This is a genomic window from Synechococcus sp. RS9902 (assembly GCF_014279635.1).
Taxonomy (GTDB): domain Bacteria; phylum Cyanobacteriota; class Cyanobacteriia; order PCC-6307; family Cyanobiaceae; genus Parasynechococcus.
The window spans coordinates 499,922-515,724 of sequence record NZ_CP047949.1 but is presented as its reverse complement, the minus strand read 5'-3'; the positions used below and the strand labels follow the sequence as shown (position 1 = coordinate 515,724).

Annotated in this window: 14 protein-coding genes; 5 read left to right on the top strand and 9 right to left on the bottom strand. The window is 58.8% G+C overall.

Annotation, left to right across the window (positions count from 1 at the left end):
* Positions 1 to 20 precede the first annotated feature (20 nt).
* Both SynRS9902_RS02670 and SynRS9902_RS02665 read left to right on the top strand, forming a co-directional pair.
* Positions 21 to 2,057 (top strand): class I SAM-dependent methyltransferase, encoded by a 2,037-nt coding sequence (locus tag SynRS9902_RS02670; protein ID WP_255446179.1) that lies wholly within the window; start codon positions 21 to 23, stop codon positions 2,055 to 2,057.
* A 208-nt stretch (positions 2,058 to 2,265) separates the two neighbouring features.
* A complete protein-coding gene (locus SynRS9902_RS02665) occupies positions 2,266 to 2,637 on the top strand; it encodes a hypothetical protein (protein WP_186509870.1) in 372 nt (123 codons plus the stop codon).
* A gap of 12 nt (positions 2,638 to 2,649) precedes the next feature.
* On the opposite strand, the gene SynRS9902_RS02660 is transcribed toward SynRS9902_RS02665, so the two are convergent.
* Both SynRS9902_RS02660 and SynRS9902_RS02655 read right to left on the bottom strand, forming a co-directional pair.
* A complete protein-coding gene (locus SynRS9902_RS02660) occupies positions 2,650 to 2,889 on the bottom strand; it encodes a hypothetical protein (protein WP_186496112.1) in 240 nt (79 codons plus the stop codon).
* Positions 2,890 to 2,906: 17 nt separating this feature from the next.
* A complete protein-coding gene (locus SynRS9902_RS02655) occupies positions 2,907 to 3,236 on the bottom strand; it encodes a hypothetical protein (RefSeq protein ID WP_255446178.1) in 330 nt (109 codons plus the stop codon).
* Between the two features lie 131 nt (positions 3,237 to 3,367).
* Here SynRS9902_RS02655 and SynRS9902_RS02650 point away from each other — a divergent pair, with 131 nt between their 5' ends.
* On the top strand, positions 3,368 to 5,026 hold the full coding sequence (locus SynRS9902_RS02650) for an alpha-D-glucose phosphate-specific phosphoglucomutase (RefSeq protein WP_186509868.1): 1,659 nt from the start codon (positions 3,368 to 3,370) through the stop codon (positions 5,024 to 5,026).
* A gap of 72 nt (positions 5,027 to 5,098) precedes the next feature.
* Here SynRS9902_RS02650 and SynRS9902_RS02645 read toward each other — a convergent pair whose 3' ends face one another.
* The 3 genes from SynRS9902_RS02645 to SynRS9902_RS02635 are packed head-to-tail and all read right to left on the bottom strand — an operon-like array spanning position 5,099 to position 9,906.
* The gene (locus tag SynRS9902_RS02645; protein WP_186509867.1) at positions 5,099 to 5,392 is read right to left on the bottom strand and encodes a hypothetical protein; all 294 of its coding nucleotides are present in this window, start codon (positions 5,390 to 5,392) and stop codon (positions 5,099 to 5,101) included.
* Positions 5,392 to 8,823: an efflux RND transporter permease subunit gene (locus SynRS9902_RS02640; RefSeq protein ID WP_186509866.1), complete on the bottom strand. Its 3,432-nt coding sequence runs from the start codon at positions 8,821 to 8,823 to the stop codon at positions 5,392 to 5,394. The genes SynRS9902_RS02645 and SynRS9902_RS02640 overlap by 1 nt, the downstream gene beginning before the upstream one ends.
* A gap of 9 nt (positions 8,824 to 8,832) precedes the next feature.
* Positions 8,833 to 9,906 (bottom strand): efflux RND transporter periplasmic adaptor subunit, encoded by a 1,074-nt coding sequence (locus SynRS9902_RS02635; RefSeq protein ID WP_186509865.1) that lies wholly within the window; start codon positions 9,904 to 9,906, stop codon positions 8,833 to 8,835.
* A 155-nt stretch (positions 9,907 to 10,061) separates the two neighbouring features.
* Here SynRS9902_RS02635 and SynRS9902_RS02630 point away from each other — a divergent pair, with 155 nt between their 5' ends.
* The gene (locus SynRS9902_RS02630; protein ID WP_186509864.1) at positions 10,062 to 12,269 is read left to right on the top strand and encodes an AAA family ATPase; all 2,208 of its coding nucleotides are present in this window, start codon (positions 10,062 to 10,064) and stop codon (positions 12,267 to 12,269) included.
* A 6-nt stretch (positions 12,270 to 12,275) separates the two neighbouring features.
* On the opposite strand, the gene SynRS9902_RS02625 is transcribed toward SynRS9902_RS02630, so the two are convergent.
* Both SynRS9902_RS02625 and SynRS9902_RS02620 read right to left on the bottom strand, forming a co-directional pair.
* Positions 12,276 to 12,911: a protein phosphatase gene (locus SynRS9902_RS02625; protein ID WP_186509863.1), complete on the bottom strand. Its 636-nt coding sequence runs from the start codon at positions 12,909 to 12,911 to the stop codon at positions 12,276 to 12,278.
* A gap of 299 nt (positions 12,912 to 13,210) precedes the next feature.
* Positions 13,211 to 13,714, bottom strand: a complete 504-nt coding sequence (locus tag SynRS9902_RS02620; RefSeq protein ID WP_186509862.1) for a thymidylate synthase — start codon at positions 13,712 to 13,714, stop codon at positions 13,211 to 13,213.
* Between the two features lie 92 nt (positions 13,715 to 13,806).
* Here SynRS9902_RS02620 and bcp point away from each other — a divergent pair, with 92 nt between their 5' ends.
* Positions 13,807 to 14,274: a thioredoxin-dependent thiol peroxidase gene (gene bcp / locus SynRS9902_RS02615; RefSeq protein WP_186509861.1), complete on the top strand. Its 468-nt coding sequence runs from the start codon at positions 13,807 to 13,809 to the stop codon at positions 14,272 to 14,274.
* Here the strand turns inward: bcp and SynRS9902_RS02610 are convergent.
* Both SynRS9902_RS02610 and SynRS9902_RS02605 read right to left on the bottom strand, forming a co-directional pair.
* A complete protein-coding gene (locus SynRS9902_RS02610; RefSeq protein ID WP_186509860.1) occupies positions 14,252 to 14,977 on the bottom strand; it encodes a type III pantothenate kinase in 726 nt (241 codons plus the stop codon). The two genes, bcp and SynRS9902_RS02610, sit on opposite strands and share 23 nt — an antisense overlap.
* Complete coding sequence (locus SynRS9902_RS02605) at positions 14,978 to 15,745, bottom strand: phosphoadenylyl-sulfate reductase (RefSeq protein ID WP_186509859.1); 768 nt, start codon at positions 15,743 to 15,745, stop codon at positions 14,978 to 14,980.
* Positions 15,746 to 15,803: the final 58 nt, after the last annotated feature.

The window sequence follows — 15,803 nt, the reverse complement described above, 5'->3', positions numbered from 1 at the left end:
ACCTAGAGTGGGAAAATGTAGTGGCTGGTTTTGGAGGAGAAGATGGTAAAGCAGGAAAATCAACCAAAAAGCCGCAACTGAACTTTCAGAAATGGTTCAACCAGGCCATTTATTCCCACAAAACAGGCCGGCTTAGAGAAGCCGAAGCGATTTACAAAAAAATGATCACCGCAGGAACATCTGATCCTGCCGTGTTTTGCAATCTTGGAATCCTTTGCAAAAACAGCGGCCGAATTAACGAAGCCCTGGAATACTATGAACAAGCTCTGGAATTCGAGCCTGAAGACCCCCAGATTTACAGCAACATCGGAAATCTACACCGAGGCACCGGAAATCTTGATCAAGCCCTGAAATTCACGCTGAAATCACTCGATCTGGATCACGAATCATCAACTGTCCAGATGAATCTCGGCAGTATTTACAGAGACCTGGGAAAAACAGACGAAGCGCTAACAGCCACCATCAAGGCCATTGAATGCGATGAAGGCAACATCGAAGCGCTGCAGAACCTGAAAAGCCTCGCCAGCGACATCGAGGTAAACGCATTCAACAGAGACTCCGCCAACAAAGCCTACGAAAAGCTTCTCAATTGCGATGACTTTTCCCATCGCAAAATCGGCCAACTCTTCGTGCAAGTCCACCTGGATGACATCCAAGCGGCCGTAGGTTCAAACCCAATCATTTCAGACCAAAACCAGGCCTTTCATCGACTCGCATCAGACTGGAGGTTCAGAACAGCGCTGACCTTACTGATCCCAACCCACAAGGAGACAGAGGAATTCCTCACACGCCTAAGAAAGGAATTCCTAGCGCACATCAAAAACCACAGCTCTACACCCCCAGAGCTCAAACCCCTGCTGGAGGCGCTTGCGACGCAATGCTTCCTCAACGAATACGTCTATTGGCAATCAGATGAGGAGCGACAATGGATCGATGATCTGATTAAACATGCAAAGAAGGTGAAAGAGGAGTTCAATCAATACTTGCCCATGATTGGCTGCTATCGCCCACTCCACAGCATCGCCACGAAAGAAGCAATCAACTCATATCCCGTCAACAGCGATGAGAGCAAAGCCTTCGTCAACACCCAATTCAACGAGATCGAAACAGAGCAGGGCATCAAAGCCCGCCTCGGCCATAGCAAGAAAATAACCAACGAGGTGTCACTCGACGTACAACAAATGTACGAAGAAAATCCCTACCCTCGATACAAACACGCAGACCATACTCACCCGCTTTTTGCAAAACCAACAGCTGAGTTTATCTCCTTAGAGACAACCATTAAAAATCCCTCCTTCTGCAATGAACTCTCAACACCCAACTCCAGCCCAAAGATCTTGATCGCCGGATGCGGAACGGGCAACCAAATCATTAACGCCAGTCGCTATAAAAACGCGCAAATCACGGCAATTGATATCAGCACCAACAGCCTGGCCTACGCAGCAAGAAAAATTCAGGAGACCAACATGCGCAATGTTCGGCTCCAGCAACTGGACATCCTGGATGCCAATCAGCTTCAAGACATCTACGACGTGATTGAGTGCAGCGGGGTGCTGCATCACATGCAAAACCCCGCCAAGGGCCTGGCAGCACTGAACAGCAAACTCAAGCCGGGAGGCTATTTCAAGATTGGTCTATACAGCAAACTTGCCAGACAGAAAGTCTCTGCAGCACGAAAACTGATCAAAAACCTGGGCATTCAAAGCACACCAGAAGGCATCAGAAATTTTCGCAAGCAAGTATTTGACGATGATCAGCACGAACTAAAAGATTTATCTGAACTTGCGAGTGACTTCTATTCGCTCTCCGAGTGTCGCGACCTTTGCTTTCACGTTCAGGAGCATCAGTTCACCACCGAGACCCTGGAAAAACTTTTAGAGGCCGAGCGCTTGACATTTTGCGGATTCATGCTTCCGAAATCCATCAAAGCTGCTTACCAGCACTGCTTCCCCGAAGACTCCAATGGCACCTCACTCAGCAACTGGGGTGAATTCGAGAGCAACAATCCATCAACTTTTCAAAGCATGTATCAATTCTGGGCCTACAAACCTTTGTAGGAAGATTCGCGAAGGCAAACGAAGACCAAAGCAACTAATGACAAAACCACCTATTGCTATCAACGAACTGAAACGAATGATTTTTCTGGCCTGAGACGAGCAGATCATTCGGAGTCTTTCACCATCATGGCATCGTCCAGTACTTCGCTGATTGATCTTCCAAACGATTGATTGGCTCAACTGCACAAAAGAACGCCAGACTGGTTTCATGACATCCACGATCACGCGGGTCCTGCTGCTGCTCGCCATGGCCAGTCCCGCGACCGCGGCTAAGCCCTACGAGCCCTGGCCCACCAAGGATCAACTCCGCAGAATTGAACAGGCCGCTTATGCCTGCTCCCGCGACAACTCAACGCAAGCCTGCAGGCTGGTGCGTCAGCTCGCTGACCCTTTGATGGATCACTCCAGGTTGCCGGGGCTCTGCAAAGACGTGCTGTGGTCCCTGATGGATCAAGCCAAGGTTGCCAACAGAAACGACTTTCGCCGTAAGGACGCCATCACAAACACCGCCCGGCGGATCCCAAGGGTTTGCGCCGAGCCGGTGATGAAAAAGGGAAAGCCCAAATCGCGTCAGGCCTGAGCCTGACGGGCATCAATCAAAGTCGAAACTGAACCGCTGGCCCTGCATCAGGGTGGCCACCTCACCGCGAACGGCATCCAAGAGCGCAACGCTGACGTCGGGGTGCTTCTTGATTTCGTCCACAAACATCTGCACGTCGGCAGCGGTCAGTCCGTGGTTGGTGATCCTGGAGTCAACTTTGCCGCGAAACGTCTCGAGAAGACTGAGTTGATCAGCGTCTAGTGGCTTGGAACCGGGATGGGTGACGTCCATCGAAGAAACAGAGGCGATCAGTGGGATGTCTCCGAATCGCCAAGCAGATCGAGCAGGGTCTCGGATGTGGCGATCATGTCGCCCGTGCTGAGTTCGCTTTCCTGACCAGCAATTTCGGAGGCCAACTCACACGCGGTGGAGAAGTGGCCCGAGACATCACAACTGTTGGACAATCTCAAGATGGCATTGGAAAACTTGCCGCGCAGGCACTCTTCCGAACCTGACTGATTGATTACAGCATTGGCAGCAGTCACAGCCTCCTGAGAGGCCTCCGGCAGGGGAAGGGCCTGTTTCCAGCTCTGTGATGCAACCACTGACGATGTTGTGCAGGCCATTCCGACGAACAACAGCAGCAGACAGCGATGCATGGTCGTCGCAATAGGTGCGGGCCAAAGGGTAGCGGCGTCAACTGGTCGCGACCGACGCCATGCAAATGGATTTCCATGTTTAGGTTCCGCATACAGACCCCTCCGTCGTGATGACCACCTCGGCCCCTGCGGAATCGACCCAACGCCAGGTGCCCCTGGCCACCCCTTTCACCGACCAAAAGCCAGGAACCTCCGGCCTCCGTAAGAGCAGTCGCCAGTTCGAGGAGCCCCATTACCTGGAGAGTTTCATTGAGGCGTCGCTTCGCACGCTGCCGGGCGTACAGGGCGGCACCTTGGTGGTGGGGGGAGACGGCCGTTACGGCAACCGCCGTGCCATCGACGTGATCCTGCGGATGGGCGCGGCCCACGGCCTCAGCAAGGTGATCATCACCACCGGCGGAATCCTCTCCACGCCTGCCGCCTCCAATCTGATCCGGCAGCGCCAAGCCATCGGCGGCATCATCCTTTCCGCCAGCCACAACCCGGGTGGTGAGAACGGTGACTTCGGCGTCAAGGTCAACGGCGCCAACGGTGGCCCCACCCCCGCCTCCTTCACCGATGCGGTCTTCGAGTGCACCAAGACCCTGGAGCAATACACGATTGTTGAGGCTCCAGAAATCCCACTGGATGCCCCTGGTCTGCACAGCATCGGCGCGATGCAGGTGGAGGTGATCGACGGTGTCGACGATTTCGTCGACTTGATGCAGGAGCTGTTCAACTTTGATCAGATCCGCGATCTGCTTCGCAGCGACTTCCCCCTGGCCTTCGACGCCATGCATGCCGTCACCGGGCCTTATGCCACTCGCTTGTTCGAGGGGCTGCTGGGTGCACCGGCGGGAAGCGTGCGCAACGGCACACCGCTGGAAGACTTCGGCAACGGTCATCCCGACCCCAACCTCACCTACGCCCACGAGCTGGCTGAACTGCTGCTCGAGGGAGATGAGTACCGCTTCGGCGCCGCCTGCGACGGCGATGGCGATCGCAATATGATTCTGGGCCAGCGCTGCTTTGTGAACCCCAGCGACAGCCTCGCTATGCTCACTGCGAACGCCACGGTGGCTCCGGCCTACGCCGATGGCCTGGCCGGGGTGGCGCGTTCGATGCCCACCAGCGCTGCGGTGGATGTGGTGGCCAAAGAGCTGGGGATTGACTGCTTCGAAACCCCCACGGGCTGGAAATTCTTCGGCAACCTGCTGGATGCCGGCAAGATCACCCTCTGCGGTGAGGAAAGCTTCGGCACCGGCAGCAACCACGTGCGCGAGAAAGATGGCCTTTGGGCCGTGCTGTTCTGGCTGCAGATCCTGGCCGTGCGCCGCTGCAGCGTCGCCGAGATCATGGCCGAACACTGGAAGCGCTTCGGACGCCACTACTACTCGCGTCACGACTACGAGGCCGTCGCCAGCGACGCCGCCCATGGCCTCTACAACCGCCTCGAATCCATGCTGCCTGGCCTGGTTGGCCAAGCCTTTGCCGGGCGCAAGATCAGCACAGCCGACAACTTCAGCTACACAGATCCGGTTGATGGTTCTGTGACAACGGGCCAGGGTCTGCGCATCCTTTTGGACGACGGCAGCCGGGTGGTGGTGCGCCTCTCCGGCACAGGCACCAAAGGCGCCACGATTCGCGTCTACCTGGAGAGCTACGTGCCCAGCAGCGGTGACCTCAACCAGGATCCCCAGGTCGCCCTAGCGGACATGATCAGTGCCATCAACGACCTGGCGGAGATCAAGCAACGCACGAGCATGGATCAACCCACCGTGATCACCTGAACCCGGACCATCACGTCTGACATGCAAAAGCCACCCCTCGGGGTGGCTTTTTTGATGGCTCTTGTGGATCCCTCAGGGACGACGGCCGCGGTTGGACTTGCTGTGCCGATAGGCGGGATCAGTGGCTTCCTCCTGCAGCTGACGCATCGTCTCAATCGCAAAGCCCCCAAGACCACCTGAGCTGATCACCATCAGATAGAAGAGGCGTAAACGGCCCAGCGCAATCTCGGCCGGGCTGTTGTCGATCAGCACCTTGAGGAAATAGGCCACAGCAAGGCCAAGACCGGCACCAATGGCCACTGCAATCAACACACGCATGCCACTGAAGGGCTTGCGCTTATTCACCTCGTTGTTCAACTCAACCATCAGCTCGGTTGCGGGGTGGGGGTAGGACCGTCCTCAAGAGGCTTGGCATCGGCCTGGCCCAGCAACGTCTTCATCACCACGTAGAAGACAGGCACCACAAGGGTGGAGAGGAAGGTGGCCACCAAAAGACCACCGAACACCACCAGGCCCAGGGACGACTGACTCTGGGCACCCGCACCACTGGCCAGCATCAGGGGCAGGAAGCCCGTGAGGGAGGAAATCGCCGTCATCAGAATCGGCCGCAGACGCGACTTGGCGGAGAACTTGGCAGCCTCAAGCGCCGACTCGCCCTCCCCCATCTTCTGGTTGGCCAGGTCGACGATCAGAATCGCGTTGCCGCCCGCCAGACCGATCAGCATCACAAGACCCACCTGGGCGTAGATGTTGAGCACCTGGCCGGCACCGCCGAGAAACACCAGGGCCCCCAGCAAGGCCGTCGGCACAGTCAGCAAGATGATGATCGGGTCGGTGTAGCTCTCGTACTGAGCCGACAGCACCAGGAACACCGCCAGGATGCCGAGCGCGAAGATCACCACCGCCAGGGATCCAGCCTTCACTTCTTCGCGGGAGATACCGGTCCAGTCGAAACCAAGACCCTGGTAACTACCCGCATTGAAGATCTGCTTCATCGCCCCGATCGCCTGACCGGAGCTGTTGCCTTCTTTGGGGGTGCCGTCGATCTTGATCGAGCGGTAGAGGTTGAAGTGGGGAATGACACTGGGCCCCACCGTCTGCTTCACGGTGAAGAACTCCGAGAGGGGAATCTGCTCTCCCTTGGCATTGGCGACATAGATGGCGGACAGCCGCTGGGGGGTGGCCCGGCTGACCTCATCTGCCTGCACATACACCCTACGCACCTTGCCCTCCTGGAAGGTGTCATTCACGTATTGCCCACCGAAGTTGACACTGAAAACAGACATCGCGGAGGCGAAATCGACACCGAGCGAAGCCATCTGCTCCCGGTCCACATCGATCTTGTACTGCGGAGCCTGGGGGGAGAACAGCGTGTAAACCTGATTGAGAACGGAATCACTGTTCGCCGTCTGAATGATCTGCTGAGCAGATCCGAAAAACTCATTCAACGAATAGACGCCACTGCTTTGGTCGAGCAGCTGGAACTCGAAACCACCACCGGTGCCATAACCGGGAATCGACGGGGGCTCAACAACAAACACCCGACCCCCATCAATCGCGCCATACAACTTGGCGTTGAGACGCTTCACCACCGCTCCCACGGTGTGGTCCTTGCCGGGCCGATCATCCCAGTGGTTCATCCCGATGAAGAACAGACCCTTGTTGGGGGCGTTGCCATCGAGGCTGGCGCCGCTGAACAAGGCCGCTGATGCGATGTCCTCCTCGGAACGCAACACCTGAGCCACCTGACGGTTGATCGCCAGGGTTTTCTCGTTGGAGACACCCTCAGGAGCCTGCACGAAACCGATGGCATAGCCCTGGTCTTCGATCGGTACGAATCCACCGGGAATGCGGGTGAAGGCGAATCCCGTCAGCAGGATCCCGGCAGCCAGGGCCGCCATCACAATCGGGCGGGCTTTGAGCACTGCGTCGAGAATCGACGCATAGCGCTTCTCAAAGCCGCCATACAAACGGTTGAAGTTGGTGAAGATCACCGGGATGAAGTAGCCAACGCCACCTCCAATGGCGGTGAACAGCACCACCGGGATCGGATTGGAGACGATCACCCCTGTGGTGATCACACCCACCGCAGCACCACCGGCGGTGAAGGGAAGACGCAGGGGCAGACCGCTGATCTTGCCGGCGATGAAGCCGGCCACCGCACCGATCACCGTTGGGATCAACGCTGCTGCAGCTCCATTGCCAGCACTGAGCAAGCCGTAAATGAAACCAAGCACCACACCGGCCGTGGCGTACTGATTGCGGCTGAGCTCCTTGGTTTCGCGAGACAACAGCAGGGCCGACAGCATCGGCGAGAAGGTCAGAGCGTTGAAGGTGGAGATGCCGATCGAGAAAAGGATCGTGGCGGCGAACTGCTTGTAGATGGTGCCGGTGGCACCTGGGAAAAACAACACCGGCAGGAACACCGCCATCTTCACCAGGGAAGTGGCAATCACAGCCCCGAACAGCTCATCCATGGTTTCCATGGCGGCCTGCACCGAGGTCATCCCTTCCGCCTTCTTGGCGGAGGTGTCTTCCACCACGGTGATGGCGTCATCCACCACAAGGCCGGTGGCCAGCACAAGACCGAACAGCGTGAGCTGGTTGAGGGAGAAACCGAAGGCCAGCACCAGGGCGAAGGTGCCGATCAAGGCCACCGGAATCGCAATGGCCGGAACCAACGTTGCTTTCCAGTTCTGCAGGAAGAGGAACAGGATCAGCACCACCAGGATCACTGCGTCCCGAAGGGAGTTGGTCACCCCTTTGATCGACTGGTTGATGAAGTCGGTGGTGTCGTAAATCTTCTGGACCCCGAGGCCAACCGGCAGGGTCTGCTCGAACTCATTCAGCACCTCCTTGACGCCATTGGAGACCTCGATGGCATTACTTCCGGAGAGCTGGTAGATCGCGATGCCAACAGAAGGCGTGCCTTTGAGATCCATGGCATCAATGCCGTAGGCCTCACCGCCGAGCTCAACGCGGCCCACATCCTTGAGTCGCACCAAGCCACCGGCATCAGTGGTTCTGAGAATGATGTTTTCGAACTCCTGGGTGCTGGTCAGACGACCCTGCAGCTGCACCGTGAAGGTGTATTCCTGACCTTCAGGGGCAGGGGCGCCGCCGATCTTGCCGGCGGGCACCAGACGGTTCTGACTTCGCAGCTGATTGACCACATCGGTGGCCGTGAGGTTGTTGGCGGCCAGCTTCTCGGGGTCCAGCCAAAGGCGGAAGGCGATCTTGCGGTTGCCGAAGTAGGTGACATCGCCGACGCCCTTCACCCGTTTGACGTTGTCGGTGAGGTTCTTGTCGAGATAACCGCTGATCGTCTCCACCGAATATTCGGTTTTGGCGGGGTCTTCGTTGACGAAGTTGTAAACGAGCAGGATCGAGTTGGAGGCCTTGTTGACCGTGACACCCGACTTGCGCACCTCCTCCGGCAACTGAGGTTCCGCCAGGGAAACGCGGTTCTGCACGTTCACCTGGTTGATGTTGCCGTCGGTGCCGCTGTCGAACGAAACTGAGATCGAACTCACACCATCGGACGAACTATTGGAGGTGATGAAGTCCATGTTCTCCACCCCATTAATCTGCTGCTCGAGCACGGAGGTGACCCCCTGCTCAACGGCAACAGCATCAGCACCCACATAGGTGGCCTGCACCTTCACCGTTGGAGGTGCAATGTCGGGAAGGTTTTCAATCGGAAGGATCGGAATCGCGATCAAACCAACGATCACGATCAGCAGGCTGCAGACCGTGCTGAGAACCGGCCGGGTGATGAAGTTATTGGAAGCAGACATCGATCAACCTCAGTTCGCCTTGGCGGGTTGCACCTGCACGGGCATGCCATGTTTCAGGTTGAGCAGATTGGTTGTGGCCACCATCTGATTGGCTTCAAGGCCTTTGGTGATCGGGTACAGCTGGTTCTCCAATTCGCCCACCATGACCGGCGTCTGCAGGGCGAACTTGGTATCGGCGGGAAGTTTGCCGGCGTTGATGCCCTTCTCGAGCTTCTCGAGATCAGCTTTGCCCGGATTTTCTTTGAGTTCCTCAAAGCTGCCGAGGCGGAAGACGAAGCTCTGACCAGAGGTCTGGGTGACAGCGGCGAAAGGAACGGCCAGTTGTTGCTCAGCCTTGATCTGCACCCGCGTGCGCAGACGCTGGCCATCCTTCAGTTGCCCATCGGTGTTCGGGAAGATCGCCTTCACCAACAATCCCTGGGTCTGCTTGTTGATCCGGGGATCAATCGAACCGACTTGCCCAGTTGCAATCACATCCTCACTGCCTGGGGCACTGAGCAACACGGGCTGGCCCAGGGACAGACGCGTCGAGAACACCGCCGGCACCTCAACCTGAGCTTCCAGTTCGTTGTTCTGCACGAGGCTGGTGAACACCTGGCCCTGCCGAATCACGTCGCCCACCTTCACATTCACATCAGCAACCGTGCCGGCGGCGGGTGAGGTGAGATTGCTGTAGTCGAGCTCCGCCTTGGCGGAGATGTATTGGGTGCGATAGCGATCCAGATCCTTCTGCGACGCAGCGCCCGTCTCAGCCAGGTAGGCGTAGCGCTCGTAGTTGGCTTTGGCGTTGTCGGCTTTGGCTTTTTTTTCAACTTGATCGAGCACCACCAGTAGCTGACCGGGCGCAACTTCATCACCCTGGCTGATCTTGAGTTCCTCAATCCGACCCCCCGATTGAGCAGCGAGCTCGACCAGGTTGCTGGCCTCCAAGGTGCTGACGGTGTCGACACCCTCAGTGAATTCAGCCAACTGGGTGGAGACGGCCTGCACCTTCGGCGGCGGCGGCTTCGGCGGTTCGCTCTTGCAGGAACTGACCGTGATCAGAGCCGCGAGGGTGAGCAGGAGTCGCTGCGGATGACGCACGGCAAAAAGGCTTTTGCCGGATTATGGGGAGTTCATAAGACCTTGTCCGCGAAGGTTTCGACGTGTCGAAACAGGCATCCAAAAAATGTTCGATTCGGCCCAGCTCAAGCGCTGATTGAGAACGTCAGGGACACTGGGTCAACGTCGATTGTTCGTTGAGCCAGGACCTCTTCGCTTTTCACGGTGAGCAGCAACGGAGGCGGCTGGCCCCCCTGGCCGATCGCATGCGCCCGCGCACGCTGGAGGAATTTGAGGGCCAGAGCGGGATCCTTGCCGACGGACGGCTCCTACACCGTGCCATCAAGGCTGATCGGGTCGGCAACCTAATCCTGCATGGCCCCCCCGGGGTCGGCAAAACCACCCTGGCGCGGATCATTGCTAATCACACCCGCGCTCATTTCAGCAGCCTCAACGCCGTACTGGCAGGCGTCAAAGACTTACGAATCGAGGTAGATGCTGCACGCCAACGCCTTGAACGGCATGGCTTGCGCACAATCCTGTTCATCGACGAAGTGCACCGCTTCAACAGCGCCCAGCAGGATGCGCTGTTGCCATGGGTGGAGAACGGCACCGTCACCCTGATCGGCGCCACCACAGAAAACCCCTATTTCGAAGTCAACAAGGCACTGGTCAGCCGCTCGCGGCTGTTTCGTTTACTGCCTCTGGAACCAGAGGATTTGCAGCGGCTGCTGCAACGCGCCCTTGCAGACGACGAGCGGGGCTACGGCGACCGCGCCATCGCCATCAGCAGCGATGCCGCCACCCATCTCGTTGATGTGGCAGGCGGAGACGCCCGCAGCCTGCTCAACGCCCTTGAACTGGCGGTGGAGAGCTCCGAACCCGATGGCGATGGCGTGATTCAGATCACTCTGGCCATCGCCGAGGAATCCATCCAGCAGCGGGCCGTGCTCTACGACAAGCACGGCGATGCCCACTACGACACGATCAGCGCCTTCATCAAATCACTGCGGGGCTCCGATGCCGATGCGGCGATGTTCTGGCTGGCACGCATGGTGGAGGCCGGTGAAAACCCCCGCTTCATTTTTCGGCGGATGCTGATTGCAGCGGGGGAAGACATCGGCCTGGCCGACCCGCAGGCCATGGTTGTGGTGGAAGCCTGTGCCGCGGCCTTCGAACGGGTGGGACTGCCCGAAGGCTTGTATCCCTTGGCCCAGGCTGCGTTGTACCTGGCGGGCACCGAAAAGAGCAACAGCGTTCTGGGCTTCTTTGATGCCCTCAAAACCGTGCGCGATGCGCAAAAACAGGACGTGCCCGGGCATTTGCGCGATGCCAATCGGGATGGAGCCGCCTTCGGCGATGGCGCGGGCTACCGCTACCCCCATGCCTACGCCGAACACTGGGTGGAGCAGCAATACCTCCCCACAGCCCTGCAAGGGGAAGTGTTCTGGCAGCCCGGACAACTCGGGTGGGAAGGAGAACGACGCGAACGGATGGCCGAACGCCGGGCCGCCCAACTCGCCGCAGCCGCAGAACTGGCGGCCGACCAGCCCTTGCTGCTGAGCAGTGGGCCCGACCGTCCGGGCGTGGACCGCTGGGTGCAGCGTCAACTCGGGCAGGAGGGAGAGCGACTGCAGCGCCTGCGCGAGCGGCTCTGGCGGGACATCCCCTGGACCCGTCGAGATCGGGTGCTGTTGCTGGGGATGCGCTCGCTGATCTGGGCCCTCGATCCATTGAGGGCCGCCCCGGAAGGTGGCGTGACCGTGCTTTGCGAGAACGAAGCAGACCGGAGCCGGCTGGCAGCACAGATGGATCTGCTCGAGCCGGAACATCGGCCAGAGCTGCTGACCGGCAACCTCGACGCTCTGCCCGCACTCCAGGCCTTCGATTGGATCGCAGGACGCCTCGCCGCTGCCGACCTGCAAGGGCAGAACTGGACAGCACTGCTGGAGGCCATCAACCAACATGCCGAGCCGACAACAGGCTTACGGCTGCTGATCAGCCGCGCCGAACTGGGGCCCGCTGGTGCATTGCTCCAAGACGGCGATCCCAAAGAGCTGTTCAGCGATCTTGTGGCTCAGGAACAGCAGTGGCTTGAGCAGCAGCAGCGGCCGGACGAGACCTTAAAGAACGCCGGCTGGCAGCTCCGTTGTGAGGAGTGGCTGGAACATCTCACGCTTCCAGGGGGCACGGAACTGGCTGAGCGATGGCTGACCGAAGGGTCGCCCTACCGGCAGGCCATGGGGGAGATCAGCACGGAGGTGCTAGCGCAGTTGCGCCGATCCTTGAACGGCCTGGGCGAAGTCGGTTTACGACTACCGATGCGCCATCAACTGATTCAAGGCGAGCGAGGCAGGCCAAAAAAAAGCCCGGCCGAAGCCGGGGCTAAAAGTAAAGGGATCTGAGCCTGATCACCAGAGAGGACGGGCGGGCGCGACAGCCCGAGGTGCGGGCTCGGGCAGCCCAGAGTTGGCCTGAACACAAGCGGGCAGGAAGACAAACCAGGAGAGCAGCGAGGTGCACTGGGCCTCGCCTTGGCAATGGTTGGGGGCACAGACGTTCTGAATGCCGTCGAAGGTGCCGCAGGTGTCAGCCAGACGGAAGTCCACGGGCAGCTCGGCCATGATCCCGGCGGAAGAGATTGCACCGTCGATGGAGTCGGCAATGATCGCGGAACGCAAGGCCACCACAGAGGTGGATTTCATCTTCCAGTAGGGGAAGTAAGAACGGGTCTGGTCCTTCAGGAACCTGACGCCATCGTCGGAGTACAGGAAGTGGGAGACGCCGATGATGTCAACGACATAGGTTTTGGTCATGCCTTCCTGAATTTCCTCGGCAGTCCAACCGGAGCTGCTGATGCCGGAGCTCAAAGCACGATCGGTGATGTAACCGTTGCTGAAGAAGGTTTTGAATTCAGAAGACGTGGTGGTCCAGACGGCGCCGCCGGTGTTCCAGCGAACGGGGCGGGAGGTGCCTGCTTCAGCAGGAACGGCCAGAGCGGCGAGGGATGCACCAGCCAGCAGGCCAGCAGCGAGACGAGAAAACACGGGACGACAAACAAGCACGTCAATAAAAAATTAGCCCCCTCAATAAGAAACACCGACATCACCCAATTGCTTAAGAGTTGGCAAACATTGAGAGAACCGGCTTCCAGTAAAAGAGACACGCGAGACTCGCTAATTCAGCTCGATCTGGACCAGCTCGAAATAAAAAAGCCAGAGAAGTTTGCCCGAACTGGGCCACCTACAAAGCATGGATAAGGTGAAAACCATCTTGCCGGGGAGAGCCACCTGAAACCCATTACTTGAGATCAGTTCGTCCTAACGAAGAATCAAAAGCAGAACGCTCAGATCACTTCAAAGAGATGCGTTGCCAGCCATCCGGACAATGCCCCGCCGCGGCCTGGCCTGCTGCTTTTCCGATCACCACGGCAGTGGTGCATCCGCAGCCGACCACCCGAGAGCTCCACCTCCGCCAGATAGGCCTCCGTGCCGTGATGGGGCTCAAGCCACAGCCGGGTCCGCACAGCATCGCGATTCACCGTTGCCTGAAACTGAGACCCGGACGACAATCCCAGATCCGGGAGCGAGCCTGCGAATTCACCCCAGTAATGGCGCGTCATCTGCGCACGAGCGAACGCTTTCAGCAGGGTTTCGGCCTCGCTGCGTTGATGCAGGGAGACCTCGCGCTGCATCAGCCGCCGGCTGAGATTCGCCTGGGATGACTGTGGAACAGCGTGATCCAGCGAGAAACCATCTCGCGGAGCAACAAGTGCGCTCAAGCCCATGGCCAAAAGGCTGAGAGCCGCCAGGGAGCGTGCGATCTGCTCGACCCGAATCCGCGACGCCATGCCCCAACAGCTGCAGGTTGAATGCAACGTAGGCAGCACAGACAGTCTTGTCCTGAGGGCCGTACGCTGCCGCCACTGACCAAGCCCTTTCCGTGAGTCTGCAAATCGGCGACGCCGCCCCCGACTTCACCCTTCCCGATCAAAACGGTGATCCCATCAGCCTCGCTTCACTGCGCGGAAACAAGGTTGTTCTGTACTTCTATCCCAAGGACGACACCCCGGGCTGCACCAAAGAAGCCTGCAACTTCCGCGATCGCTGGGAGCAATTGAAAGCCAACAACATCACCGTTCTGGGCATCAGCAAGGACGGAGCCACCTCCCACAACAAATTCATCAACAAGCACGACCTTCCCTTCACCCTGCTCACCGATGAGGAGCCCTGTGCCGTCGCCAGCCTTTACGAGAGCTATGGGCTGAAGAAGTTCATGGGACGCGAATACATGGGAATGATGCGCCACACCTTCCTGATTGATGAGGAAGGAAAACTCGAGCGGATCTATCTCAAGGTGAAAGCGGCCACCATGGCCGACACGCTGATCAGCGATCTCGGCCTGAGCTGAGCCCATCGCCCAGGCTCAGCAGTGCTTGCAACTGAAGATCACCCTCCAGCTGCAACAACTCCGTTGCACCGGACCAATGACGCTTCAACAGGGCAGCGTCACCACCGCAGATCCACAGCAAGCCTTGGGCGTGCTGCTGAGCCGCCGCAATGGAGGCCAACATCGCCTCAAGCACACCGCGCTGCATGGCGGCCACGGTTTGCTGTGGGAAAACCTCCTGCAGAGCGTCGTTGTCGAGTTCCCCAGGGATTGATGGCAAACCGAGGGTTCCTTCGGCCATGGCCTGGAGCTGGAGCCGATAGCCCGGGATCAGCTGGCCACCTCCAAAACAACCGTCCGCCGTCACCCGGGTAAGGCTCAACACGGTGCCGGCATCCACCAGAAGCAATCCCCTGGAACAGTCGAGCTGTTGCTCCTGACTGCAACGCCAGGCCATCCAGGCCCCGAGAGCTCGGTCCACCCCTAACCAAGGAGGAGCCTTGGGCAAAGGCACATCCTCAAGGCGAATGCGCAGATCCTGGTGGGCCATGAGCTGCTCGGGAACCGACCCCACCGCCGCCCAAACTGGAGGCTTGGTGCCGATGCGACCAGGGTCGGGCGGCCCGTGATCAACACGAACAGCGTGGTCTTGGCGCTCGGCCCAATGCCAACGGCTGTTGCCAATCAGCAGAGCGCGTCCGCCGCCCCGTGCAGACCCCGTCACTCAGATGCCTTCACCCATCAGGCCTTCGTTGGCCTCCTGGGGCACATGAATTCCACACTCCTGCTTCAACCCGCCGAAGCGGGTGTCCCGGCCACTCAGATCTCCCAGATCAGGACCACTGGAGTGCCAGTCGCCAACGGTGGAATAGCCCTGCTCGAACAACGGGTGCTGGGGAAGGTTGTTGGATTGCATGTAGTAGTAGATATCGCGCTGCGTCCACTCGAGCAGGGGGCGCAGGGACCAACGTTCCCGAATCGGATCCAACGCGGTCATGGAGCGGCGGTGATCGGTCTGACCACGTCGCACACCGCTGGCCCAGCAGCGCGTCTCTAGGTCGTTGAGCGCTCGTTCCAGGGGTTCAACCTTGCGGATCCGGTGGTAGGTCTCCAGGTCTTCCACGCGACCGGATTCCCACAGCCGCCCGTGCAGGGCCTCCATCCGAGCCGGAGACATTTCGCTCTGACTCACCACCAGACGAACACCGAGCAGCTGGGTGAGTTGAGCGGCGTAGGTGTAGGTCTCTGGAGGCAGATAACCGGTATCAATCCAGATCACCGGCACAGCATCACCCCCAGGGAGGGTGCTCAGCATGTGCAGCAACACAGCCGATTGGATGCCAAAACTCGTGGTGAGGGCAAAATTCCCGCCGAACTGCTCCAATCCCCAGGCCAGACGCTGCTGCGGCTCCATCGACTCCAGCAACTGGCGCCCTTCGAGCAACTCGTTTTGCACCGCCATGGGCACCATGGCCTCAGGAGCCTCCGTCATCACGCCATCTTCCCCTGTCGTGGGACCGGGTGTGGTTCCTATCGTTTGAGAACCAGCA

Coding starts and splice junctions, on each gene's coding strand:
- SynRS9902_RS02650 (WP_186509868.1), top strand. CDS start 3,368: ATGACCACCTCGGCCCCTGCGGAATCGACCCAACGCCAGGTGCCCCTG.
- SynRS9902_RS02605 (WP_186509859.1), bottom strand. CDS start 15,745: ATGACGGAGGCTCCTGAGGCCATGGTGCCCATGGCGGTGCAAAACGAG.
- SynRS9902_RS02645 (WP_186509867.1), bottom strand. CDS start 5,392: ATGGTTGAGTTGAACAACGAGGTGAATAAGCGCAAGCCCTTCAGTGGC.
- SynRS9902_RS02665 (WP_186509870.1), top strand. CDS start 2,266: ATGACATCCACGATCACGCGGGTCCTGCTGCTGCTCGCCATGGCCAGT.
- SynRS9902_RS02640 (WP_186509866.1), bottom strand. CDS start 8,823: ATGTCTGCTTCCAATAACTTCATCACCCGGCCGGTTCTCAGCACGGTC.
- SynRS9902_RS02660 (WP_186496112.1), bottom strand. CDS start 2,889: ATGGACGTCACCCATCCCGGTTCCAAGCCACTAGACGCTGATCAACTC.
- SynRS9902_RS02620 (WP_186509862.1), bottom strand. CDS start 13,714: ATGGCGTCGCGGATTCGGGTCGAGCAGATCGCACGCTCCCTGGCGGCT.